Origin of the sequence: Streptomyces sp. NBC_01465, from assembly GCF_036227325.1 — a bacterium.
Taxonomy (GTDB): domain Bacteria; phylum Actinomycetota; class Actinomycetes; order Streptomycetales; family Streptomycetaceae; genus Streptomyces.
Window position 1 is genome coordinate 7280801 of the sequence record NZ_CP109467.1, and the last position, 22967, is coordinate 7303767.

Here is a 22967-nt window from a genome sequence, read left to right on the forward strand (position 1 = left end):
CCACGCACCGGCACGGCGGCCCGCGGCCCCCTGCCCACGCTGCGCAGCCCCCGGACGTACGCCTGGATCGTCGGCGGGGTCCTCATGCTCGCGCTGCCCTTCTACCTCGACCGGTTCTGGCTCCAGGCAGGCGTCTTCGCCATGGCCGCCGCCATCGGCGCCATCGGCATCAACCTGCTCACCGGCGCCACCGGGCAGCTCTCCATGGGGCATGCCTTCTTCCTCGCCGTCGGCGCCTACGGCTACTGCTACTTCGCCGGCGACTCCACCGTCGAGAGCGGTCACCGGGTCTCCGGACTCGGGCTGCCCAGCTGGCTCGCCGTCATCCTCGCCGTGCTGCTCGCAGGCGTCGCCGGCGGGATCTTCAGCCCCATCGCCGGGCGGCTGCGCGGTGCGTACCTAGGCATCGCCACCCTCGCGCTGATCTTCATCGGCCAGCATCTGCTCTTCAACGCCCGCGGCCTCACCGGCGGCTTCAACGGACGTGCCGTCCCCCCGCTCTCCCTCTTCGGCTTCACCTTCGACGACCGCGAGACCGTCATCGCCGCCGTCCCCTTCCAGTCCTCCGAGAAGCTCTGGTACGCGGCCCTGATCGCCCTCCTCGCAGGCGCCCTCTTCGCCCGCGGCGTCCTGCGCGGCCGCCCGGGACGGGCCATGAACGCCATCCGTGACCACCGCATCGCGGCCGGAGTCATGGGCGTGCCCGTGGCCCGCTACCGGGCCGCCGTCTTCGTCCTGTCCTCGATGTACGCGGGTCTCGCCGGCGTCCTGCTCGCCCTGATCTTCCAGCGGACCGTGCCGGAGTACTTCGGCATGACCCTCTCCCTGGAGTACCTCGCCATGATCGTCATCGGCGGTCTCGGCACGGTCAGAGGAGCCGTCCTCGGCGCCGCCTTCGTGTCTCTCCTGCCGCAGCTCCTCACCCGCTACAGCGACTCCCTCCCGCTGGTCTCCACGCCCGGCATCGGCGACGGGCTCGCTCCGGGCGAGGCTGCCCGCTATCTGTACGGCGCCGCGATTGTCGCGGTGGTGCTGTTCCTGCCGGGAGGCCTCACCCGTCTCACCATGACCAGGGAGAAGAAATCATGAATCCAAGGCCGAGGATCTGCGCGGCGATAGTGGCCGCGCTCGCCCTCACCATCGGTGCGGCCGGATGCAGCAGCAAGGCCACCAAGGACGACAGCCCGGACAAGAGCTCCGGGGGAGTGAAGACCGGCAACGGGGTGACCGCCACCTCGATCCCCCTCGGCGTACTGACCGACCTCACCGGCGTCTACGCCTCGCTCGGCAAGAGCGTCACCCAGGCCCAGCAGCTCTGGGTGAAGCAGACCAACGACGCGGGCGGCATCTGCAACCGCAAGATCGAACTCACCGTCCGTGACCACAGCTACGACCCGCAGAAGGCGGTCGCCGCGTACACCGAGCTGGAGCCGAAGGTGCTGGGCTTCGTCCAGTTCATCGGCTCCCCGTTCGTCGCCGCCGTCAAGCAGCGCATCGACACCCAGGACAAGGGCCTCGTGCTGCCGCAGGCCTGGTCGGCGTCGCTGCTCGGCAGCCCGTACATCCGGGTCCTCGGGGCGACGTACGACATCGAGACGATCAACGCGGTCGACTATCTGCTCACCCAGAAGCTGATCGCCAAGGGCGACAAGATCGGCCATGTCTACTTCGAGGGCGACTACGGCGAGAACGCCCTGGCCGGGTCCAAGTACGCGGCACAGCAAGCAGGCCTCACGGTCGTCGAGCAGAAGATCAAACCCACCGACAACGACATGTCCGCCCAGGTCGCCGCCCTCAAGCAGGCGGGCGTCAAGGCCATCGTCCTCAGCGCGGGCCCGCGTCAGGCGGCCTCGCTGGTCGGGGTCGCGGCGGCGGTGAAGTTCAACATCCCGATCATCGGCAACAACTCCGCCTTCGCCCCGCAGCTGCTGAAGACCGCGGCGGGCCCGGCCCTGGCCAAGATGTACCTCGTCGCGGCCTCCACGCTCCCCATCGGCTCCACGGAACCGGGCCCCACGAAGCTCGCCAAGGAGTACTCGGCCGCGTACCCCAAGGACGGTCTGGACAACGGTGTGGTCGCCGGCTGGTCGGCCGCGACCGTCTACGGAGAGGCGCTGAAGAAGGCCTGCACCGACAAGAACCTCACCCGCGAAGGCGTCGACAAGGCCCTGCTCACCATCAAGGGCTTCGACAACGGCTTCGGCATCACGCACGACCTCTCGGACCCCAAGGCCCCGTCGACCCGGGAGTCCGTGATCATGAAGCCCGACCTGACGGTCCCCGGCGGCCTGAAGGTCGTCCAGGAGGCCGCGGTCGCCAAGGCGGCCGAGTCCTACACTCCCGGTTCCTGACCGCTCGGAGCACGGAGAAGGGCCCCGGGTGCGACATCCGCACCCGGGGCCCTTCCTCTGTCTTCTACGGCCGCTACGGCCCTACGGCAGCTCCGCCGTCCGCGCCTCGCGCCGGTTCCCGCGGAAGGTGTTCACCCGCCGCGCCGTGGCGAAGAGCGGGATCACCGCGCCCAGCACGACCTGGAGCGCACAGCCGGTCTGCAGGAGCAGCGTGCCGCCCGGGGCGTCGAACGCCCAGGCCGCCAGCAGCCCCATCGCACCCACGATCCAGCTGAGCATCGCCACCGCGAGGATGCCCCGCGGCTTCGGGTACTCGACCCGGCTCACCATCAGCCAGGCGACACCCAGCACGGCGAGCAGCGTCGGCACGAAGGGAAGCTCCAGCAGCACGATGGAGACCACCGTGAGCGCCCCGAAGGGGCTCGGCATGCCCTGGAACATGCCGTCCTTCATCGTCACGCACGAGAAGCGCGCGAGTCTGAGGACGACCGCAAGGAGCACGACCACCGCCGCGACCGCCGCGACCCGCTGGTGGGCGTCGTCCGCGACCATTCCGTACACGAGGACGAAATAGGCCGGGGCGAGCCCGAAGCTGATCAGGTCGGAGAGGTTGTCCAGCTCCGCGCCCATCGGCGAGGACCGCAGCTTGCGGGCCACGAGTCCGTCGCAGAGGTCGAAGATCGCGGCCATCAGCATCAGGATCACGGCGGTCGCGGCGGAGTGCCGCGCCATGCCGGATTCCGAGCTGCCCTGCAGATGCGGGATGAGGATCCCGGTGGTGGTGAAGTACACCGCCATGAATCCGCACGTGGCGTTGCCGAGCGTGAGGGTGTCCGCTATCGACAACCGCATGGAGAGCGGCATGTCCTCGGCGTCGTCCTCGAGCTCGGACTCCGGAACCCAGCCGGCCTGAGTGTCAGGATCAATCACGGTCAATGCGAGTCACCCCCGCGGTGGTGGCCTGGCCGACCTCGACCGCGACCTCGACACCCTCCGGCAGGTAGATGTCGACCCGGGAGCCGAAGCGGATCAGGCCGATCCGCTCGCCCTGCTCGACCTTGGTGCCCTGCGGGATGTAGGGGACGATGCGCCGTGCGACCGCACCGGCGATCTGGATCATCTCGATGTCACCGAGCTCGGTGTCGAAGTGCCAGACGACGCGCTCGTTGTTCTCGCTCTCCTTGTTGAACGCCGGTACGAAACCGCCGGGGACGTGCTCCACGGACGTCACCGTGCCCGCCAGGGGCGCGCGGTTGACGTGGACGTTCAGCGGGCTCATGAAGATCGCGACGCGGGTACGTCCGTCCTTCCACGGCATGATGCTCTGCACCACGCCGTCGGCCGGCGAGATCACCCGGCCCTGGGTGATCTCGCGCTCGGGGTCGCGGAAGAACCAGAGCATGCCCGCCGCGAGCGCGGTGGTGGGCACGGCGACGGCGGCCCAGCGACCGGACTTGCGGGCCCGGGTCAGGCTGAGCGCCGCAGTGGCGACGGTCGGCAGAAGCCACGGCGATGCTCCGCGAGCAAGGCGGCCCTTGAGGACGCCGTCGCGTGGTGCAGAGGTTTGGCTGTGGGGCATGGATGACCTTCGTAGCGGATGATGCCGCGCTGCAACGGGGGACGGCGGCTTTCGGGCGATGTTATCGGTTGCGGGCCACAACTGGGCAAGCCAGGAAGCCCATTCGGCGGCCGGAAGACGATGACTGGGTGTGATCTTCTTCGCGCATAAATCGCCTCAAACCCGACAATTAGCCCTGGAATCGGTACTCTTCGAGGAGTCGCCGCCCAATGATCATTTTCTGGATCTCGGCGGTACCTTCACCGATGAGCAGCATCGGGGCCTCCCGGTAGAGGCGCTCGATCTCGTACTCCTTGGAGAACCCGTAGCCGCCATGGATACGGAAGGCGTCCTCCACGACTTCCTTGCAGTACTCGGAGGCGAGGTACTTCGCCATCCCTGCTTCGAGGTCGTTTCGTTCCCCGGAGTCCTTTTTGCGTGCTGCATTGACCATCATCGCATGAGCGGCTTCCACCTTGGTAGCCATCTCGGCCAGTTTGAACTGGATTGCCTGGTGCTGGGCGATCGGCTTTCCGAAAGTGTGCCGTTGCTGTGCGTAACTGACGCCCAACTCGAAGGCACGCTGTGCGACTCCGCAGCCACGCGCTGCGACGTTGACGCGGCCGACCTCGACGCCGTCCATCATTTGGTAGAAGCCGCGGCCCGTAACGCCACCAAGTACGCGATTGGCCGGAATTCGCAGCCCGTCCATGATCAGCTCGGTGGTGTCGACCCCCTTGTAACCCATCTTGTCGATCTTCCCGGGGATGGTCAGTCCGGGACGGACCTCACCGAAGCCGGACTCCTTCTCGACGAGGAAGGTCGTCATCGACTTGTGGGGCGCCGTGCCCTCGGGGTGTCCTTCGTCACTTCGGCACAGAACGGCCACCAAAGTCGAGGTTCCGCCGTTCGTCAGCCACATTTTCTGGCCATTGAGGACGTACTCGTCCCCGTCCTTGACTCCCTTCGACGTGATGGCCGACACGTCGGATCCGAGCCCCGGCTCGGACATCGAGAACGCCCCGCGCACCTCGCCGGCCGCCATCCGCGGAAGGAAGGTGTCCTTCTGCTCCTGGGTGCCGTGCTGCTTGAGCATGTACGCCACGATGAAGTGGGTGTTGATGATGCCCGAGACGCTCATCCAGCCGCGGGCGATCTCCTCCACGCACAGCGCGTACGTGAGCAGGGACTCGCCCAGGCCCCCGTACTCCTCGGGGATCATCAGCCCGAACAGGCCGAGTTCCTTCAGCCCCTCGACGATCTGCGTCGGGTACTCGTCGCGGTGCTCCAACTCGGTGGCGACAGGGAGGATCTCCTTGTCGACGAAATCACGGACCGTGGCCAGGATTTCCTGCTGGATGTCGGTCAGACCCGCGGTCTGGGCGAGACGCGCCATGGCTACTTCTTCTCCTGGGTCTTGGGCTCCGGGCGGCCCGGCTGCTCGCCGCCCCGCTCCTTGATGTACGTCTCGGTCGGCACCATCACCTTGCGCCGGAACACGCAGACGACGGTGCCGTCCTGCTTGTAGCCCTGGGTCTCCACGTAGACGATCCCGCGGTCGGACTTGGACTTCGACGGGGTCTTGTCGAGGACCTTCGTCTCGCCGTAGATCGTGTCGCCGTGGAAGGTCGGCGCGATGTGCTTCAGCGACTCGACCTCCAGGTTGGCGATCGCCTTGCCGGAGACGTCGGGCACGGACATGCCCAGGAGGAGCGAGTAGACGTAGTTCCCGACGACGACGTTTTTTCCGAAATCTGTCGTCTTCTCCGCATAGTTGGTGTCCATGTGGAGCGGGTGGTGGTTCATGGTGAGAAGACAGAAGAGGTGGTCGTCGTACTCGGTGACCGTCTTTCCCGGCCAGTGCTTGTAGACGTCCCCGACGGTGAACTCTTCGTAGGTGCGGCCGAACTGCATGGTCCTCAGGCCTCCGGGATCTCGAACTTGGAGGTGCGCTGCATGCCCGCGGCGCGGCCCTTGCCGGAGATGACCAGCGCCATCTTGCGGCTGGCCTCGTCGATCATCTCGTCGCCGAGCATCGCCGAGCCCTTCTTGCCGCCCGCCTCGGAGGTGCAGTAGTCGTACGCGTCCAGGATCAGCTCGGCGTGGTCGAAGTCCTCCTGCGAGGGCGAGAAGATCTCGTTCGACGCCTCGACCTGGCCGGGGTGCAGCACCCACTTGCCGTCGAAGCCCAGCGCGGCGGCGCGCTTCGCGACCTCGCGGTAGCCGTCCACGTTGCGGATCTGGAGGTAGGGGCCGTCGATCGCCTGGAGGTCGTTGGCGCGGGCCGCCATGAGGATCTTCATCAGGATGTAGTGGTAGGCGTCCGCACCGTAGCCGGGCGGCTGTTCGCCGACGACGAGGGTCTTCATGTTGATGGACGCCATGAAGTCCGCCGGGCCGAAGATGATGGTCTCCGTACGCGGGGAGGCCTCCGCGATGGCGTTGACGTTGTTGAGGCCGCGTGCGTTCTCGATCTGCGCCTCGATGCCGATCTTCCCGACCTCGAAGCCCATCGTCTTCTCGATCTGGGTGAGCAGGAGGTCGAGCGCGACGACCTGCTGGGCGTCCTGGACCTTCGGCAGCATGATGCAGTCGAGGTTCTGGCCCGCGCCCTCCACGACGGTCACCACGTCGCGGTACGTCCACTCCGTCGTCCAGTCGTTGACCCGCACCACGCGCGTCTTGCCGGTCCAGTCGCCCTCGTTGAGGAACTTCACGATGGTGTGACGCGCCTCGGGCTTGGCCAGCGGCGCGCAGGCGTCCTCCAGGTCGAGGAAGACCTGGTCGGCGGGGAGGCCCTGGGCCTTCTCCAGGAAGCGCGGGTTCGAGCCCGGGACGGCGAGGCAGGAACGGCGCGGACGCAGGCGGTTGACGGGCGTGGTCATGCGGGGACCTCCAGAGGGTCGAGCTTGTTCGCTGTCCGGATCTCGTCGACGATACGGCCGATGATCTCGGTGATGCCGAAGTCCTTGGGTGTGAAGACGGCGGCGACTCCCGCACGTTTCAGATCCTCGGCGTCGCTTGGGGGGATGATGCCGCCGACGATGACGGGCAGGTCGGCCGCGCCCGCCTCGCGCAGGCGCTCCAGTACGTCGGGCACCAGGGCGGCGTGCGAGCCGGAGAGGATCGACAGACCGACGCAGTGCACGTCCTCCGCGAGGGCCGCGGAGACGATCTGTTCGGGGGTCAGCCTGATGCCCTGGTAGACCACCTCGAATCCGGCGTCACGGGCCCGTACGGCGATCTGCTCGGCGCCGTTGGAGTGCCCGTCCAGGCCGGGCTTGCCGACCAGGAGACGGAGGCGGCCGCTGCCGAGGTCCTCTGCCGTGCGCGCGACCTTCTTCCGTACGACCGCGAGCGGTGTGCCCTCCTCGGCGGGGATCGCGACCGGGGCCGAACTCACGCCCGTCGGGGCGCGGAACTCGCCGAAGACCTCGCGCAGGGCCCCCGCCCATTCGCCGGTGGTGACTCCGGCGCGGGCGCACTCCAGGGTGGCCTCCATGAGGTTCGCGGTGCCGGCCGCCGCCGCCTTCAGCTTCTCCAGCGCCTTGCACGGGCGCGGGTGGTTGAACGGCGGCTGGTAGCGGGTGTCGCGCCAGGTGGTGAGAGAGGCGGCGACCCTGGCCTCGACCGCGGGGTCGACCGTCATGATCGCGCCGTCGAGGTCCGAGGTGAGGGGGCTCGGCTCGGTCGCCTGGTAGCAGTTGACGCCGATGATCTTCTCCTCGCCGCCCTCGATACGGGCGCGGCGCTCGGCGTGCGAGGCCACCAGGTTCGACTTGAGGTAGCCCGACTCGACGGCCGCCATCGCGCCGCCCATCTGCTGGATGCGGTCGATCTCGGCGAGGGACTCCTCGACCAGTTCGTCGACCTTGGCCTCGATGACGTGCGACCCGGCGAAGATGTCCTCGTACTCCAGCAGGTCGCTCTCCAGGGCGAGCACCTGCTGGATACGGAGCGACCACTGCTGGTCCCAGGGGCGGGGGAGCCCCAACGCCTCGTTCCAGGCCGGGAGTTGGACGGCGCGGGCGCGGGCGTCCTTGGAGAGGGTGACGGCCAGCATCTCCAGCACGATGCGCTGGACGTTGTTCTCCGGCTGGGCCTCGGTCAGGCCCAGAGAGTTGACCTGGACGCCGTAGCGGAAGCGGCGCTGCTTGGCGTCGGTGATGCCGTACCGCTCGCGCGTGACGCGGTCCCAGATGCGAGAGAACGCACGCATCTTGCACATCTCCTCGATGAAGCGGACGCCCGCGTTCACGAAGAAGGAGATCCGGGCGACCACGTCCCCCTTGCGGTCCTCCGGGATCTGCCCGGACGCGAACACCGCGTCCAGGACGGCGATCGCGGTGGACATCGCGTAGGCGATCTCCTGGACCGGGGTGGCTCCCGCCTCCTGCAGGTGGTAGCTGCAGATGTTGATCGGGTTCCACTTGGGGATGTGGTTGACCGTGTACGTGATCATGTCGGTGGTCAGCCGCAGGGACGGACCGGGCGGGAAGACGTGCGTCCCGCGCGACAGGTACTCCTTGACGATGTCGTTCTGCGTCGTCCCCTGGAGCTTGGTGATGTCCGCACCCTGCTCCTCGGCCACCACCTGGTAGAGCGCGAGCATCCACATCGCGGTGGCGTTGATCGTCATCGAGGTGTTCATCTGCTCCAGGGGGATGTCCTGGAACAGCCTGCGCATGTCACCGAGATGGGAGACGGGGACGCCGACCCGGCCGACCTCGCCGCGGGCGAGGATGTGGTCGGGGTCGTAGCCGGTCTGGGTGGGCAGGTCGAAGGCGACCGAGAGTCCGGTCTGGCCCTTGGCGAGGTTGTTCCGGTAGAGCGCGTTCGACGCCTCGGCCGTGGAGTGGCCGGCGTACGTCCGCATCAGCCAGGGACGATCCTTCTGACGGGCTGTCATCAGATGTTCCGGAAGCGGTTGATGGCGTCGATGTGCTGGGCGCGCATCTCCTCGTCGCGGACGCCGAGTCCCTCGCGGGGGGCGAGCGCGAGCACGCCGACCTTGCCCTGGTGGAGGTTGCGGTGGACGTCGTACGCGGCCTGCCCGGTCTCCTCCAGGGAGTACACCTTGGAGAGCGTCGGGTGGATCTTGCCCTTGGCGATCAGGCGGTTGGCCTCCCACGCCTCGCGGTAGTTGGCGAAGTGCGAGCCCACGATCTTCTTCAGCGACATCCACAGGTAGCGGTTGTCGTACTCGTGGTTGAAGCCGGAGGTGGAGGCGCACGTGACGATGGTTCCGCCCTTGCGCGTGACGTACACGCTCGCGCCGAACGTCTCGCGGCCCGGGTGCTCGAAGACGATGTCCACGTCCTCGCCGCCGGTCAGTTCACGGATGCGCTTGCCGAAGCGCTTCCACTCGCGCGGGTCCTGGTTGTGCTCGTCCTTCCAGAACTTGTAGCCCTCGGCGTTGCGGTCGATGATCGCCTCGGCGCCCATCGAGCGGCAGATGTCGGCCTTCTGGTCGCTGGAGACGACACAGATCGGGTTGGCGCCGCCGGCCAGTGCGAACTGCGTCGCGTAGGAGCCGAGTCCGCCGCTCGCGCCCCAGATCAGGACGTTGTCGCCCTGCTTCATCCCGGCGCCGTTGCGCGAGACCAGCTGCCGGTACGCGGTGGAGTTGACCAGTCCGGGCGCCGCGGCCTCCTCCCAGCTGAGGTGGCCGGGCTTGGGCATCAGCTGGTTGGACTTGACGAGCGCGATCTCGGCGAGGCCGCCGAAGTTGGTCTCGAAGCCCCAGATGCGCTGCTCGGGGTCGAGCATCGTGTCGTTGTGGCCGTCGGAGGACTCCAGCTCGACGGAGAGGCAGTGCGCGACGACCTCGTCGCCGGGGTGCCAGGCGTTGACGCCCGGTCCTGTCCGCAGGACAACGCCCGCCAGGTCGGAGCCGATGACGTGGTACGGGAGGTCGTGGCGCTTGGTGAGCTCGCTGAGCTTTCCGTACCGCTCCAGGAACCCGAAGGTCGACATCGGCTCGAAGATCGAGGTCCAGACGGAGTTGTAGTTCACGGAGCTGGCCATGACCGCCACCAGGGCCTCGCCGGGGCCGAGTTCGGGGACCGGCACGTCGTCCAGGTGGATCGACTTGCGCGGGTCCTTCTCGCGGGTCTCCAGACCCGCGAACATCTCCGTCTCGTCCTTGTGCACGGTGATCGCGCGGTAGGACTCGGGGAGGGGCAGGGCCGCGAAGTCCGCGGGCTTGCTGTCGGGCGACTGGATCGCGTCCAGGATTTCCTTCACGGGGTGCCTCCGGCGAAGCGAGCTCCGAGGGGAGCGCGTTTGAGGGATACGTCGGGATTGCTGCTGTGGAGGTGTGCCGTCGGTTCGGCGAGGTGGTGCTGTGGCAGCGCCGGGTGTGGCGCGGGAGGTTGCCTGTGACGCAGGCGTCCGGGCGCGCAATCACGTGGATTACGGGGACAGCCGGCGTACGAAAGGTCTCTGCACGCCGGCCGCCCGGACAACATCAACGTATGACACCCCGTGCCAGGTGACAAGACACTGAGTGCCAGAAGTTGCGCTCAGGTGAAATCTTTACGTAACAAGTGAGCGATGATCGATCGTTCTCGGACGCAAAAAGGACGACCGCCCCAGAAGGGACGGCCGTGGTGGAGCGGGGGGGTCCGGTCAGCGCTTCTTCAGCGCCTGCTCGATGGTCCGCATGACCTCGCTGAGCGGTGCGTCGGTGCGCGCCACCGCCACGAGCACCTCGCCGTTGGTGTGCGCGGTGGCGGCCGCGGGCCTGGGCGTCTCCGCCGTACGTCCCGCGCCGATGCCCGTGCCGAAGGTGTCCCGGACGATCGCGAACGCGTGGTCGAGCTGGCTCTCCACGTCGCCCTGGCCGCCGGCCCGCAGCCAGCGCCGCAGCACGTGGTTGTGGGCGGTGACGACCGCGGACGCGGCGACCTCGGCGAGCAGCGGGTCGTCGTTGCCGTCGTGGTGGGCGTGCTCGTCGAAGTGGCCCAGGAGATAGCGCGTGAACAGCCGCTCGTAGCGGGCCACCGAGGCGATCTCGGCCTCGCGGAGGGTGGGTACCTCGCGGGTGAGCTTGTAGCGGGCGACGGAGACCTCGGGCGCGGACGCGTACATCCGCATGACTTCCTTGATGCCGTTGCAGACGGTGTCCAGCGGGTGCTCGTGCGGCGGGGCCGCGTTCAGCACCGCCTCGGCCCGTACGAGGGTGTCGTCGTGGTCGGGGAAGATCGCCTCTTCCTTGGAGCGGAAGTGGCGGAAGAAGGTCCGGCGGGCCACCCCGGCCTGCGCCGCGATCTCGTCGACCGTCGTCGCCTCGTACCCCTTGGCCGAGAACAGCTCCATCGCCGCGTTCGCCAGTTCCCTGCGCATCTTCAGCCGCTGGGCGGCGGCGCGGGTGCCTGCGGCACTTTCAGGTACGTCGGGCGTCGCGGCGGAGCGGGATGACCTGGCAGGCGTGGGCATGGTCCGAACGTACTGCATATGCGCAGGAAGGTGCGCCTGAGGGGGCGGGCCGCTCTCGGGTTCCAGCAGCCCGCCCCATCCGGCGCCCTGGTCAGCGACGGGCATACTCGCGGAAGCCCCGGCCCGTCTTGCGGCCGAGGCAGCCCGCGGCCACCAGGTGCTCCAGGAGCGGTGCGGGCGCAAGCCCGGGGTCGCGGAACTCGCGGTGCAGGACCTGCTCGATGGCGAGCGAGACATCGAGTCCGACGACGTCCAGGAGCTCGAAGGGGCCCATGGGGTAACCGCCGCCGAGCTTCATCGCGGCGTCGATGTCGTCGAGGGTCGCGTAGTGCTCCTGGACCATCTTGATCGCGTTGTTGAGGTACGGGAAGAGCAGCGCGTTCACGATGAATCCGGCCCGGTCGCCGCAGTCCACCGGGTGCTTGCGGACCTTCGTGCAGACCTCGCGGACCGTGGCGTGGACGTCGTCGGAGGTGAGGACGGTACGGACCACCTCGACCAGCTTCATCGCCGGCGCCGGGTTGAAGAAGTGCATCCCGATGACGTCCTCGGGTCGCGAGGTGGCGCGGGCGCAGGCGACGACGGGGAGGGACGAGGTGGTGGTGGCGAGGACCGCGCCCTGCTTGCAGACCTTGTCGAGCGTGGCGAAGAGCTGCTGCTTGATCTCCAGGTCCTCGGCGACCGCCTCGACGGCCAGGTCGACCTCGGTGAAGGCGTCGAGCGAGCCGGCCGGGGTGATGCGGGCGAGGGTCTCGTCGCGCGCCTCGGCGGTCATGCGGCCCTTGTCGACAGAGCGCGAAAGGGACTTGGTGATACGGGACTTGGCGGTCTCGGCCTTCTCCAGGGAGCGGGCTGCGAGCACGACGTCGTACCCCGCCTTGGCGAAGACCTCGGCGATACCGGAGGCCATCGTCCCCGACCCGGCGACACCGACGGAGCGGATCTCCCGGCCGGGCGCGGTCTGCGCGGAGTCGAGCGGGGTGAGGGCGTCGCGGACGACCTCGGCGCTGCCCGGCTGCTCGTACGTGTAGAAGCCGCGGCCCGACTTGCGGCCCGTGAGGCCCGCGTCGCTGAGCTGGCCCAGGATCGGGGCGGGGGCGTGCAGCCGGTCGCGGGAGGAGGAGTACATCGCTTCGAGGACCGTGCGGGCGGTGTCGATGCCGATCAGGTCCAGGAGCGCGAGGGGGCCCATCGGCAGTCCGCAGCCGAGGCGCATCGCGGCGTCGATGTCCTCGCGGGACGCGTACTTGGCCTCGTACATCGCGGCGGCCTGGTTGAGGTAGCCGAAGAGCAGTCCGTCGGCGACGAATCCGGGGCGGTCGCCGACCGCGATGGGGTCCTTGCCGAGCTCGCGGGCGAGGGCCGTGACCGCCTCGACGGCGGGCGGCGCGGTCAGCACGGAGGAGACGACCTCGACCAGCTTCATGGCCGGTGCGGGGTTGAAGAAGTGCAGGCCCAGGACGCGTTCGGGGTGGGAGGACTCGGCGGCGAGCCGGGTCACGGAGAGGGCGTTCGTGCCGGTCGCGAGGACTGCGGTCGGCGAGACGATCGCGTCGAGGTCGCGGAAGAGCTGCTGCTTGATCTCGTACGACTCGGGGACGACCTCGATGACGAGCTCGGCGTCGGCGGCCGCCTGGAGGTCGGAGAAGGTGCGGAACCGGGCGAGGACGGTGCGGCGCTCCTCCTCGGTGATCCGCTCGCGCTGCACGGCGCGGGCGGTGGAGGCCTCGAGCGAGGCCACGGCCCGGCGGGCCGCCGCGTCGCTGATGTCGATGCCGATGACCTCGCGGCCCGCGCGGGCCAGGACTTCGGCGATACCGGTGCCCATGGTGCCGAGGCCGACCACGGCGATGGTACGGAGAGGGGTGTCCATCAGGGGACTCCAGGGATGAGTGACGACTGAGGGAGTGTCGTGAAAAGGAGCCGACGGGCCCTGTCCCGGGCCGCACGTCGTATGCACAAAGCGAACTGCTGAACCGACGAACACTCGAAGCGGCTGCGTCACCAGGCCGCCCTGAGGAACTGCTCTTGCGGGGTGTGACCCGCTCACTTGAGGTTAACCGGCGAGTAACGAGCGCGCCAGCCCTGGGGCGGGGCGAGTCGATGTGATCTGGATCGCGATTAATCTTCGGTGCATGGACGAGGAGTTGAGGTCGCTCGCGGACCGGTTGCGGAGCGAGTCGGGTGGCTCGGGGGAGTGCGAGCGGCTGCTGGTGAGCGAGGACCGCGAGGAGCTGGCGCGGGTGCTGACCGAGGGCGGGCAGGAGCTCTGGGCGCGCGAGGTGGCGGCTTTCCGGCTCGGGTGCGCGGGCGACCGGCGGGCGTTCGAGGCGCTGGTGCTGCTGCTGAACCACCGTGACCCGGAGCGCTGTGTCTCGGCCGCGTACGCCCTGGCCCGGCTCGGCGACCCGCGGACCGCGCGGGCCGCGGCCGCGCTGGCCACCAATGGGCTGCGTACGGCGTACGCGCTGCAACCGGTGCGACTGCTGGCCGAGTTGCGGGCGCCGGAGTCCGTGCCGGTACTGATCGCCACGCTGGACCGGCTGCTCGTACCGGACGACCCCTACTGGCGGGTGGCGCTGGCCTGTGTGGAGGGTCTGGGGCAGCTGGGGGACGCGCGGGCCAGGACCGTACTGGAAGACGCCCTGGGTCACCCGAAGTTGGGGGCGGCGGCGTCCATGGCGCTGAGGGGCCTGGCGTAGCGCACCTCGGGGACGGGGACTCCGTCCACCTCGAAGGGCTCCTCGGCGCCGTCGGCGGCGAAGCCGGCCTTCTCGTAGAAACGGCGTGCGCGGGCGTTCTCCTTGAGGACCCACAGACGCAGTACGGGAAAGCCGGCGGCGACCGCGCGGGCGGTCAGCTCGGCGGTCAGGGCGCGGCCGGCGCCGGTGGAGAGGTGCTCGGGCAGGAGGTAGAGGGCGTACAGCTCGCCGTCGGCGGTGATGCTGCCGTCGTCCTCGCGGTACGGACCGCAGCAGCCCCAGCCGATCACCTCGCCCGCGCGCTCGGCGACGACGTTGACCACGCGTCCGCGGCCCTTCTCGAAGATCTCGCGGCGCTGGGCCGCCTGCGCCTCGATGTCCAGGGAGTCGAGGTACGGCTGCGGCATCAGCCCGGCGTAGGCGAACTGCCAGCCGCGGACCCGGACGGTGGCCACGGCGTGGCAGTCGTCGGCGGTCATGTCCCGTATCTGTACGTCCATGCGGTGCACGATAACGAGCGGGTCAGAGCAGCGTCAGCTGGGTCTGCCCCGGGAGGTCGGGCTCCCTGGCCGGCGGGATCCGGCGGGCCACGACGCCGCGCTGGGCCGGGCCGATGCCGAACTCTGCGGCCAGGGCGTGCACTTGGCCGGTGATGCGCCGCTGGTACCACTTGGGCGCGTACGCCCCCTCCGCGTAGAGCCGCTCGAAGCGCCGTACGAGATGCGGATGGTGCGCGCCCAGCCAGGCCATGAACCACTCCCTGGCGCCCGGCCGCAGATGGAGCACGAGCGGGGTCACCGAGGTCGCCCCGGAGGCCGCGATCGCGCGGACCGTCGCGCGCAGCTGGTCCGGGTGGTCGCCGATGAAGGGGATGACGGGGGCCATCAGCACGCCGCAGCCGATCCCGTGGTCGGTGAGGGTGCGTACGGCGTCGAGGCGGCGCTGCGGCGAGGGGGTGCCCGGCTCGACGGTGCGCCACAGCTCCTCGTCGACGAAGCCGGTGGAGACGGAGACGCCGACCTCGGTGACCTCTGCGGCCTGGCGCAGCAGTTCGAGGTCGCGGAGGATCAGCGTGCCCTTCGTCAAAATGCTGAAGGGATTCGCATGATCGCGCAGGGCCGCGATGATCCCCGGCATCAGCCGGTAGCGGCCCTCGGCGCGCTGGTAGCAGTCGACGTTGGTGCCCATCGCGATGTGCGCGCCCTGCCAGCGGCGTGAGGCGAGGTGGCTGCGCAGCAGTTCCGGTGCGTTGATCTTGACGACGATCTGCGAGTCGAAGTCGAGACCGGTGTCGAGGTCCAGATAGCTGTGGGTCTTGCGGGCGAAGCAGTAGACGCAGGCGTGGGTGCAGCCGCGGTACGGGTTGACCGTCCATTCGAACGGCATCTGTGATGCGCCCGGCACCCGGTTCACGATCGAACGGGCCCTGACTTCATGGAAGGTGACGCCTCGGAACTCCGGGGTGTCGAAGGTGCGCGTCGTCACGGTCTCCGCGTCGAAGAGCCCCGCGCGGTTCTCTGCGCGGTTTTCGGCCAGATTGTCCCAGCGCATGGTGCCTCCTCGGTTGCTCGCGCCCCACAATAGAACATGTGTTCCCATGATCGTGCGGGCCCCGCGGCGGTGGAGAATGGGGCATCCCCCGTACGCACCACGAGAGGAACAGGCATGGCGCAGGTTGAGGCCACCACGGAGCGGACCATCGCGGCGGATGCGGAGACGGTGTTCGACGCGCTGGCCGACTACACCGGGACGCGCGCGAAGCTGCTGCCCGAGCACTTCAGCGAGTACGAGGTGCGCGAGGGCGGCGACGGCGAGGGCACCCTCGTCCACTGGAAGCTCCAGGCGACCAGCAAGCGCATCCGCGACTGCCTGCTCGAGGTCTCCGAGCCCACCGACGGCCAGCTCGTGGAGAAGGACCGCAACTCCTCGATGGTCACCACCTGGACGGTCACCCCGGCCGGCGAGAAGCAGTCGCGGGTCGTCGTCTCCACCGTCTGGAACGGCGCGGGCGGCATCGGCGGCTTCTTCGAGAAGACCTTCGCCCCCAAGGGACTTGGCCGCATCTACGACGCCGTGCTCGACAAGCTCGCCGCCGAAGTCGGCAAGTAACTCCCGTAACCCGTCCGGGTGGACATCATGCTCACCGGTTCGAGTGGTTTTCCCCGCGGCCCCGTTGTACGCCGTAGGGGATCCCACCAGCGGTAAAGCCTCCGGCGCACGCCTGGCGCGCCAATCGTCGCGCTTGCTCCCCCTTGTCGCCAAATGCGAGAAAAGGGCGGCGCAGGCGCGACGAAGGGGAGCAGCAGGTGGGCGGGATCACGCTGGTGAAGGACGAGCAGGCCGAGGCGGAGCAGGCGGCGACCGCGGTCGAACCTCCGCCGCCGCCCTCCGGGGACCGGCCCTCGTACGTGTACGACGAACTCAGCCCGGCCCGCGTGCGGATGGTCTTCCTCGCGCTGATGCTCACCCTGCTGCTCGCCGCCCTCGACCAGATGATCGTGGCGACCGCGCTGCCCAAGATCGTCGGTGAGCTGCACGGCCTGGACAAGATGTCCTGGGCGGTCACCGCGTATCTGCTGGCCTCCACCATCGGGCTGCCGATCTACGGAAAGCTCGGCGACCTCTTCGGACGCAAGTCCATCTTCATCTTCGCGATCGTCGTCTTCGTCATCGGCTCGGCCCTGGCCGGCTGGTCACGCTCGATGGACGAACTCATCGCCTTCCGCGCCGTCCAGGGCATCGGCGGCGGCGGACTCATGATCGGTGTGCAGGCGATCATCGCCGACATCGTGCCGCCCCGTGAGCGCGGCCGCTTCATGGGACTGATCGGCGCGGCCTTCGGGCTCGCCTCGGTCGCGGGGCCACTGCTCGGCGGGTTCTTCACCGACCATGCGTCCTGGCGCTGGTGCTTCTACATCAATGTGCCGTTCGGCCTGGTCACGCTGGTGATGATCGCCCTCGTACTGAAGCTGCCGAAGCCCACCGCGAAACCGCGCCTGGACGTGCTCGGCGCGCTGCTGCTCGCCGCCGCCTCCACCTGCCTTGTGCTGCTGACCAGTTGGGGCGGCACCGAGTACGCCTGGGGCTCGCGCACCATCCTGGGGCTCGCGGCCGGTGCGGCGGGAACCGCCATCCTCTTCGTGGTCGTCGAGCACTTCGCACCCGAACCGATCATTCCGCTGCGGCTGTTCCGCGACGGCATCTTCAATGTGACGGCGCTCGTCGGCGCGGTCGTCGGCGTCGCGCTCTTCGGCGCGGCCAGCTATCTGCCGACGTTCCTTCAGATGGTCGACGGGGCGAGCGCCACCGAATCGGGGCTGCTGATGCTGCCGATGATGGGCGGCATCGTCGGCGCCTCGGTCGTCTCGGGCCAGCTCATCAGCCGTACGGGACGCTACAAGGCCTTCCCCGTCGTCGGCAGCGCGATCTCCGCCGTCGGGATGTGGCTGCTCTCGCGGCTCGAAGTGGACACCTCGCGGCTGGAGTACAGCATCGGGATGGCCGTCCTGGGCATCGGGATCGGCCTGATCATGCCGGTGCTCGTGCTGGCCGTGCAGAACTCCGTACCGCCCTCGGACATCGGCACCGCCACCAGCGCCAACAACTACTTCCGGCAGATCGGCGGCAGTGTCGGCGCCGCCGTCTTCGGCACGCTCTTCGCCAACCGCCTCGCCGACGCCCTGGTCGAACGGCTCCCGGCGGGCGCCCAGCTGCCCGACCCCGAGTCGATCACCCCGCAACTGGTCCACGCGATGCCCGCCGCCCTGCGCGACGGCTACATCCAGGCGTACGCCGACGCGATGCCCCGGATCTTCCTCTACCTCGTTCCGGTGCTCGTCCTCGGCCTCTTGATCGCCTTCTTCCTCAAGGAGAAACCGCTGGTGTCCCACAACGCCCCCGCCGCCGAGCCCGACGCCGCAGTCCCCACGGCCCGTACCCCCGCAGCTTCTGCCCCTTACCTTGCGGGAGTTCCGGTCTGCGGCCATGTCCACCACCACGACGGATCGACCGTCCCGCGTGCCGCCCTCACCCTCATCGACATCACCGGGCGGCAGATCGGGCGGGGCGCGAGCGGCGAGGACGGGCGGTACGCGCTGAGCGTCCCCGGTTCCGGTTCGTACGTACTGATCGCGGCGGCCGGCGGACACCAGCCGCAGGCCGTCAGCGTCACCGTCGGCGAGCGCCCGGTCGACCTGGACGTGGTCCTCGGCGGCGCCGGGCGACTCGCCGGGACCGTCGTCACCGCGGACGGGACGCCCGTGCGCGACGCCGCCGTGACGCTCACCGACGTACGGGGCGAGGTCGTCGCCTCGACGCGCAGCGGGCGTGAAGGGTCGTACGTGATCACGGAGTTGGTGGCGGGGGAGTACACCCTCGCGGCGAGCGCGCCCGCCTTCCGCCCCGCCGCGCTCCCGGTGAGCGTGCAGGCCTCCCGGGAGACCCGGCAGGACATCGAGCTGGCTGGCGGGGCGGTGCTGCGCGGCACCGTGCGGGCCGGCGGCGGCCGTCCGGTGGAGGATGCACGCGTCACGCTGCTCGATGCCGCCGGCAATGTGGTGGACACCCTCACCACGGGCCCCGACGGCACCTTCCGCTTCGTCGATCTGTCCTCCGGCGAGTACACGGTGATCGCCGCCGGCTACCCGCCCGTCGCCACGGTCCTGCAGGTCGCGGGCGGTGGCCGCACCGAGCGCGATCTCCAACTGGGGCACGAGGACTGACCAATTGTCAGAATGTGCGCGGGCGCACGACCTATTCGGTCCTTCGCCCGCGCACTGCTCCGTGGGGGCCGTACGGTGGATCCATGGAGCGTGGTACTCCGCAGTACGCAGTGGCAGGGCGCATTCCGCTGGCCGTCGTCGTCGTGGACGGACAGGGCCTGGTCTCACACTGGTCCACCGGTGCGCGACGGCTGTTCGGCCGCCCGAAGGAAGAGGCGGTGGGGCAGCCCGCCGTCGAGCTGATGCCGGTCTCCGGCGCGCTGAGCGAGGACGAAGCGTCCGACGGGTACGGACTCTACGAACACGAGACGGTCGAGCTGGGCCCCGGCCTGGACGCCACGCTCAACGGGCTCACCTCCTATCCGGCTGCGGGCCGGGCCCGGCTCTCGGAGCCGGGACGCGCGCAGCTCGACGTGCTCTGGTGGGCGTATCCGCTGGTCGGTCCCGGACCCGAGCGGCTGCTCGTCCTGGCCGCCGACGCCTCCCGGCTGCATACGGAGTCCGGCGACAACGGTGTCGAGCGGATAGCGCCCGGGTTCGCGCTCCACACGGAGTTCCTCGGCTCGGAGGAGCTGGCCGGGCGGCTGCCGGAGATCCTGCCGAGCATGAGCGTCGGCGAGAGCCGCCGTATCGTTTCGCAGGTCCTCGAACTGGGCTATCCCGTACTGGAGTACAGCCAGCACGACCGGGTGCCGGTGACGCCCGACTGGGGTGTTCCGCAGCGGGCCGGGCACGCGGCACGCCGGAAGGAGGCCGAGGACGCGGCGGCGGGGCAGCTCGCAGCGCCCGCGGAACCCGAGCAGGACCTCGAGTACGCCGCCGTGCGCGAGCGCCTCGAATTCCTCAACGAGGTGAGCGGCCGCATCGGTTCCTCCCTCGACCTGGCCCGTACGATCCACGAGGTGAGCGCCGCCGTCGTCCCGCGCTTCACCGACGTCGCGGGCACCTACTTGCGCGAACAGGTCATCGCGGGCGAAGGGTTCCCCGACGGGCCGCCCGACGAGACCACCATGTGGCACCGGGTAGCCGTCGAACACGTCGACGCACCCGGACGCTGGGACGACGTCGTACCGGTCGGCGAGGCCATGCCCTTCCCGGCGCACACCCCCTTCTTCCAGTGCATGACCTCCGGCGATCCCGTGCTCGTCCCGCAGATCAGCGAGCAGATGGGCACCGCCATCGCCTCGCAGTTCGAGAAGCGGGACATCAGGCCGCTGATCAACGGCCGTTCGATGCTGGTCGTGCCGCTCAAGGCGCGCAACGTGGTCCTCGGATTCATGATCCTGCTGCGCCACCCGGGCCGGACCCTCTTCAACGACATGGACCGCTTCACCGGCGCCGAACTGGCCGCCCGCGCGGGGCTCGTCCTGGACAACGCCCGTATGTACACCTACCAGGAGAGCGTCGCCGAGACCCTCCAGGACAGCATGCTGCCGCAGGTCACCCCGCGGATGACCGGCTGCGACACGGCGACGCGCTATCTGCCGGGGACGCTGCTGGGGCGGGTCGGCGGCGACTGGTTCGACTCCGTCAAACTGCCCGGGTCGCGGATCGCGCTCGTGGTCGGCGACGTGATGGGGCACGGGCTCAACTCCGCGGCGATGATGGGCCAGTTGAGGACCGCCGTACAGACGATGGCCGCCCTCGACCTGCCGCCCGCACAGCTCCTGCGCAACCTCGACGACCTGGCGCAGCGGCTCGGCGAGCACTATCTGGCGACCTGTCTGTACGCGATCTACGACCCGGTCCGCGGCGAACTGCTCATGTCGAACGCGGGCCACATCCCGCCGGTTCTCGTCCGGGCGGCGGACGGCCGCAGCGAGCTGATCGAACTGCCCACGGGTGCGCCGATCGGCGTCGGCGGGGTGCCCTTCGAGACCGTACGGATCGCGGTGGCGCCCGGGGACCGCCTGGTGATGTGCACGGACGGTCTGGTGGAGGTGCGCGGCGAGGACATCGGCGTCGGCCTCGCCACCCTCTGCGAGTCCGCCGCCCACCCCGCCGCCTCCATGGACGACGCCTGCGACACGATCATCCGCGCACTCAATACGCGCGGCGGACGCAAGGACGACGTGGCGCTTCTGATGGCCAGGCTCAACGGCATCGCGACCGAGGACGTGGCGCAGTGGGACCTGGCGTCCGAGCCCGAAGAGGTGGGCAGGGCGCGGAGGTTGGTGCGCGCCCAGCTGTCGGACTGGGGCCTCGAAGGGGTGTCGGAGAACGCGGAGCTGCTGGTCGGCGAGGTGGTGACCAATGCCGTACGGCATGCGGGCGGCCGCCGGGTCGGGCTGCGGCTGGTACGGGCCGAGACACTGCTCTGCGAGGTCGTCGACGACGGTCATGTCCTGCCGACGCTGCTGAGCGCAGGTCCCTCCGACGAGGCGGGGCGCGGACTGCGTGTGGTGAGCCGGCTGGCGCGGGAGTGGGGAGCGAGCCGTACCGGTGACGGAAAGACGGTCTGGTTCGAACTGTCGCTGCGCTGACGGGTTGTGCGGGCAACTCCGGGGCTGTAAACCGATCTTGACGTAGTGCGCCGCCGCATCCTGGGGAGCTGGCCATGAGTGTGACGAGTCGGTACAAGGACGCCTGGGAAGGGTTCTGGGGCGAGGCGCCCGACGAGCAGGGGGCGGTGTTCTGGGACGCGGAGCCCGCGCTCACGTCCGCCCTCCATCTGGCCCTCTTCGAGCCGTACTTGGCCGGGACCGGGCTCCCCGTGGTGGATCTGGGGTGCGGGAACGGGACGCAGACGCGCTTCCTCGCCGGGCGGTTCGAGGGGACCCTGGGTGTGGATCTGTCGGCGGCCGCCGTCGAGCACGCCCGGCATCAGGACGGCTCGGGGCGGGTGCGGTTCGAGCAGCTCGACGCGGTGGACGACAAAGCCGTACAGCAGCTGCACGCCGAACTGGGGGACGCGCACGTCTATATGCGTGGAGTACTGCACCAGACCGAGCCCGCCGACCGGCAGACGCTCGCGGACTCGATCGCGACTCTGGTGGGGGAGCGGGGACGGGCGTTCGTGGTGGAGCCCTCGCAGGAGGCGAAGCCGCTGATGATGGGGATCGCACAGGGCCCGACCGGGCCGCCGGCCAAAATGCGGCCGATCTTCGCGCACGGCATCGCACCGGGCGAGGTGGCGGACGCGGAACTGCCGGGGTACTTCAGGGCGGCGGGGCTGACGGTGGTGGCGGAGGGTGAACTGCCGCTGACGACGACGGAGCACCGGTCGGACGGCTCGCTGATCGAACTGCCGTCGAAGTGGCTGGTCGTGGGGCGCTGAGCCGGATGACTTCGTATGAGCGCACCCTGCTTCCCCGTTCGGCTCCGGCTGCCCTGGGGGTGTCGTCCCGTGCGATCACCATGCTGCTCGACCGGCTCGAAGAGGAATCCGTCGAGTGCCACTCGATCATGGTCGTACGCCGCGGCCACGTCATCGCCGAAGGCTGGTGGGCGCCGTACTCGGCCGAGCGGGTCACGGGGCGCGGCCTCCCGGAGTACCTCGACGAGCGCCTCTTCACGCCGATGGGTGTCGACCACGCCGAGTGGGACCGGGCGGCGAGCGGTGCCGCCTTCGGATTCCACGGCCTGCACCTGACGACCGAGGCCGTCGCCGCCTTCGGTGAACTGCTGCGGTGCGGAGGCATGTGGGGCGGCCAACAGCTCGTCCCGCGCGCGTGGGTGGAGCTCGCGACCCGACGGCACATCGACTGCGAGTGGATCCTCGACGGGACGGACCAGACGGACTTCGCCCGCGGGTACGGCTACCAGTTCTGGATGTCGCGGAACGGCTTCCACGGGCACGGTTCCTTCGGTCAGCGGTGCGTGGTGGTCCCCTCGCTCGATCTTGTGCTCGCCGTGACCGCCCAGGGGGACTCCCAGGAGGTGTTCGACGCCCTGTGGGAGTGCCTGCTGCCTGGCATGGACCGGGCGGACAGCGCCGAGGACGACGAGATCCTGGCCGACCTCTACGTCATCGCCACCCCGCACCGCGTCCGGCTGCTCGTCGACGCCGACACGGGCACCGCGACGGCGAGATGGAGCGCCGTGCCCCTCACCGGCCTCCGTCTGGAACTGCATGTGCGGGTGCCGTTGATGACACGGTCCGACGTCGCGTAGGCGATCCGAACATTCGGTGGAAAGGGCTGGTCGGGGGCTGTGCGGTGCGAGGTTAGTGGTATAGACCACCGATAGTTATCCA

The 22967-nt window shown here is 69.2% G+C and carries 19 protein-coding genes; 8 read left to right on the plus strand and 11 right to left on the minus strand.

Features of this window, described 5'->3' with window-relative positions:
• Window positions 1–30 precede the first annotated feature (30 nt).
• Complete coding sequence (locus OG707_RS34045; protein WP_329128123.1) at window positions 31–1089, plus strand: branched-chain amino acid ABC transporter permease; 1059 nt, start codon at window positions 31–33, stop codon at window positions 1087–1089.
• Complete coding sequence (locus OG707_RS34050) at window positions 1086–2351, plus strand: ABC transporter substrate-binding protein (protein ID WP_329125259.1); 1266 nt, start codon at window positions 1086–1088, stop codon at window positions 2349–2351. The genes OG707_RS34045 and OG707_RS34050 overlap by 4 nt, the downstream gene beginning before the upstream one ends.
• Window positions 2352–2432: 81 nt before the next feature.
• Here OG707_RS34050 and pssA read toward each other — a convergent pair whose 3' ends face one another.
• The 9 genes from pssA to OG707_RS34095 all read right to left on the minus strand — a co-directional run bounded on the left by pssA (window position 2433) and on the right by OG707_RS34095 (window position 13222).
• Window positions 2433–3287, minus strand: a complete 855-nt coding sequence (gene pssA / locus OG707_RS34055) for a CDP-diacylglycerol--serine O-phosphatidyltransferase (protein ID WP_329125261.1) — start codon at window positions 3285–3287, stop codon at window positions 2433–2435.
• Window positions 3274–3930 carry a phosphatidylserine decarboxylase gene (locus OG707_RS34060; protein ID WP_329125262.1) on the minus strand — a complete coding sequence of 219 codons (657 nt, stop codon included), beginning with the start codon at window positions 3928–3930 and terminating at the stop codon, window positions 3274–3276. The genes pssA and OG707_RS34060 overlap by 14 nt, the downstream gene beginning before the upstream one ends.
• A gap of 169 nt (window positions 3931–4099) precedes the next feature.
• Window positions 4100–5305, minus strand: a complete 1206-nt coding sequence (locus tag OG707_RS34065) for an acyl-CoA dehydrogenase family protein (RefSeq protein WP_329125264.1) — start codon at window positions 5303–5305, stop codon at window positions 4100–4102.
• A gap of 2 nt (window positions 5306–5307) precedes the next feature.
• On the minus strand, window positions 5308–5823 hold the full coding sequence (locus OG707_RS34070; RefSeq protein ID WP_329125266.1) for a MaoC family dehydratase: 516 nt from the start codon (window positions 5821–5823) through the stop codon (window positions 5308–5310).
• A gap of 5 nt (window positions 5824–5828) precedes the next feature.
• Window positions 5829–6794 carry an HpcH/HpaI aldolase/citrate lyase family protein gene (locus tag OG707_RS34075; RefSeq protein ID WP_329125268.1) on the minus strand — a complete coding sequence of 322 codons (966 nt, stop codon included), beginning with the start codon at window positions 6792–6794 and terminating at the stop codon, window positions 5829–5831.
• On the minus strand, window positions 6791–8818 hold the full coding sequence (locus OG707_RS34080; protein WP_329125270.1) for a protein meaA: 2028 nt from the start codon (window positions 8816–8818) through the stop codon (window positions 6791–6793). The genes OG707_RS34075 and OG707_RS34080 overlap by 4 nt, the downstream gene beginning before the upstream one ends.
• Entirely contained in the window at window positions 8818–10155 is a 1338-nt protein-coding gene (gene ccrA, locus OG707_RS34085; RefSeq protein WP_329125272.1) for a crotonyl-CoA carboxylase/reductase, read from the minus strand. The genes OG707_RS34080 and ccrA overlap by 1 nt, the downstream gene beginning before the upstream one ends.
• Window positions 10156–10539: 384 nt before the next feature.
• Window positions 10540–11367, minus strand: a complete 828-nt coding sequence (locus OG707_RS34090; protein ID WP_329125274.1) for a TetR family transcriptional regulator — start codon at window positions 11365–11367, stop codon at window positions 10540–10542.
• 73 nt (window positions 11368–11440) lie between these two features.
• Window positions 11441–13222: a 3-hydroxyacyl-CoA dehydrogenase family protein gene (locus OG707_RS34095; protein ID WP_329125276.1), complete on the minus strand. Its 1782-nt coding sequence runs from the start codon at window positions 13220–13222 to the stop codon at window positions 11441–11443.
• Window positions 13223–13484: 262 nt separating this feature from the next.
• Here OG707_RS34095 and OG707_RS34100 point away from each other — a divergent pair, with 262 nt between their 5' ends.
• Window positions 13485–14051 (plus strand): adenylosuccinate lyase, encoded by a 567-nt coding sequence (locus OG707_RS34100; RefSeq protein WP_329125278.1) that lies wholly within the window; start codon window positions 13485–13487, stop codon window positions 14049–14051.
• On the opposite strand, the gene OG707_RS34105 is transcribed toward OG707_RS34100, so the two are convergent.
• Both OG707_RS34105 and OG707_RS34110 read right to left on the minus strand, forming a co-directional pair.
• Window positions 14000–14551 carry a GNAT family N-acetyltransferase gene (locus OG707_RS34105; RefSeq protein WP_329125280.1) on the minus strand — a complete coding sequence of 184 codons (552 nt, stop codon included), beginning with the start codon at window positions 14549–14551 and terminating at the stop codon, window positions 14000–14002. The genes OG707_RS34100 and OG707_RS34105 overlap by 52 nt on opposite strands.
• Before the next feature lie 22 nt (window positions 14552–14573).
• Entirely contained in the window at window positions 14574–15602 is a 1029-nt protein-coding gene (locus tag OG707_RS34110; protein WP_329125283.1) for an Rv2578c family radical SAM protein, read from the minus strand.
• Between the two features lie 114 nt (window positions 15603–15716).
• Between OG707_RS34110 and OG707_RS34115 the strand changes: the two genes are divergently transcribed.
• From OG707_RS34115 to OG707_RS34135, 5 genes are all read left to right on the plus strand, one after another.
• Window positions 15717–16160 carry an SRPBCC family protein gene (locus OG707_RS34115; RefSeq protein WP_329125285.1) on the plus strand — a complete coding sequence of 148 codons (444 nt, stop codon included), beginning with the start codon at window positions 15717–15719 and terminating at the stop codon, window positions 16158–16160.
• A 197-nt stretch (window positions 16161–16357) separates the two neighbouring features.
• A complete protein-coding gene (locus OG707_RS34120; RefSeq protein ID WP_329125287.1) occupies window positions 16358–18772 on the plus strand; it encodes an MFS transporter in 2415 nt (804 codons plus the stop codon).
• An 83-nt stretch (window positions 18773–18855) separates the two neighbouring features.
• Window positions 18856–21255 (plus strand): SpoIIE family protein phosphatase, encoded by a 2400-nt coding sequence (locus OG707_RS34125; RefSeq protein WP_329125289.1) that lies wholly within the window; start codon window positions 18856–18858, stop codon window positions 21253–21255.
• Window positions 21256–21329: 74 nt separating this feature from the next.
• Window positions 21330–22049: a class I SAM-dependent methyltransferase gene (locus tag OG707_RS34130; RefSeq protein ID WP_329125291.1), complete on the plus strand. Its 720-nt coding sequence runs from the start codon at window positions 21330–21332 to the stop codon at window positions 22047–22049.
• Between the two features lie 5 nt (window positions 22050–22054).
• Window positions 22055–22885, plus strand: a complete 831-nt coding sequence (locus OG707_RS34135; RefSeq protein WP_329125293.1) for a serine hydrolase domain-containing protein — start codon at window positions 22055–22057, stop codon at window positions 22883–22885.
• The last annotated feature ends 82 nt before the right edge of the window (window positions 22886–22967 follow it).

What these genes read in the sequence shown, in the direction of transcription:
- OG707_RS34060 (WP_329125262.1), bottom strand. Translation starts at nt 3,930, where the DNA reads ATGCCCCACAGCCAAACCTCTGCACCACGCGACGGCGTCCTCAAGGGC.
- OG707_RS34080 (WP_329125270.1), bottom strand. Translation starts at nt 8,818, where the DNA reads ATGACAGCCCGTCAGAAGGATCGTCCCTGGCTGATGCGGACGTACGCC.
- OG707_RS34065 (WP_329125264.1), bottom strand. Translation starts at nt 5,305, where the DNA reads ATGGCGCGTCTCGCCCAGACCGCGGGTCTGACCGACATCCAGCAGGAA.
- OG707_RS34135 (WP_329125293.1), top strand. Translation starts at nt 22,055, where the DNA reads ATGACTTCGTATGAGCGCACCCTGCTTCCCCGTTCGGCTCCGGCTGCC.
- OG707_RS34110 (WP_329125283.1), bottom strand. Translation starts at nt 15,602, where the DNA reads ATGCGCTGGGACAATCTGGCCGAAAACCGCGCAGAGAACCGCGCGGGG.
- OG707_RS34050 (WP_329125259.1), top strand. Translation starts at nt 1,086, where the DNA reads ATGAATCCAAGGCCGAGGATCTGCGCGGCGATAGTGGCCGCGCTCGCC.
- OG707_RS34100 (WP_329125278.1), top strand. Translation starts at nt 13,485, where the DNA reads ATGGACGAGGAGTTGAGGTCGCTCGCGGACCGGTTGCGGAGCGAGTCG.
- OG707_RS34105 (WP_329125280.1), bottom strand. Translation starts at nt 14,551, where the DNA reads ATGGACGTACAGATACGGGACATGACCGCCGACGACTGCCACGCCGTG.
- OG707_RS34075 (WP_329125268.1), bottom strand. Translation starts at nt 6,794, where the DNA reads ATGACCACGCCCGTCAACCGCCTGCGTCCGCGCCGTTCCTGCCTCGCC.
- OG707_RS34070 (WP_329125266.1), bottom strand. Translation starts at nt 5,823, where the DNA reads ATGCAGTTCGGCCGCACCTACGAAGAGTTCACCGTCGGGGACGTCTAC.
- OG707_RS34125 (WP_329125289.1), top strand. Translation starts at nt 18,856, where the DNA reads ATGGAGCGTGGTACTCCGCAGTACGCAGTGGCAGGGCGCATTCCGCTG.
- OG707_RS34090 (WP_329125274.1), bottom strand. Translation starts at nt 11,367, where the DNA reads ATGCAGTACGTTCGGACCATGCCCACGCCTGCCAGGTCATCCCGCTCC.
- OG707_RS34095 (WP_329125276.1), bottom strand. Translation starts at nt 13,222, where the DNA reads ATGGACACCCCTCTCCGTACCATCGCCGTGGTCGGCCTCGGCACCATG.
- OG707_RS34115 (WP_329125285.1), top strand. Translation starts at nt 15,717, where the DNA reads ATGGCGCAGGTTGAGGCCACCACGGAGCGGACCATCGCGGCGGATGCG.
- OG707_RS34130 (WP_329125291.1), top strand. Translation starts at nt 21,330, where the DNA reads ATGAGTGTGACGAGTCGGTACAAGGACGCCTGGGAAGGGTTCTGGGGC.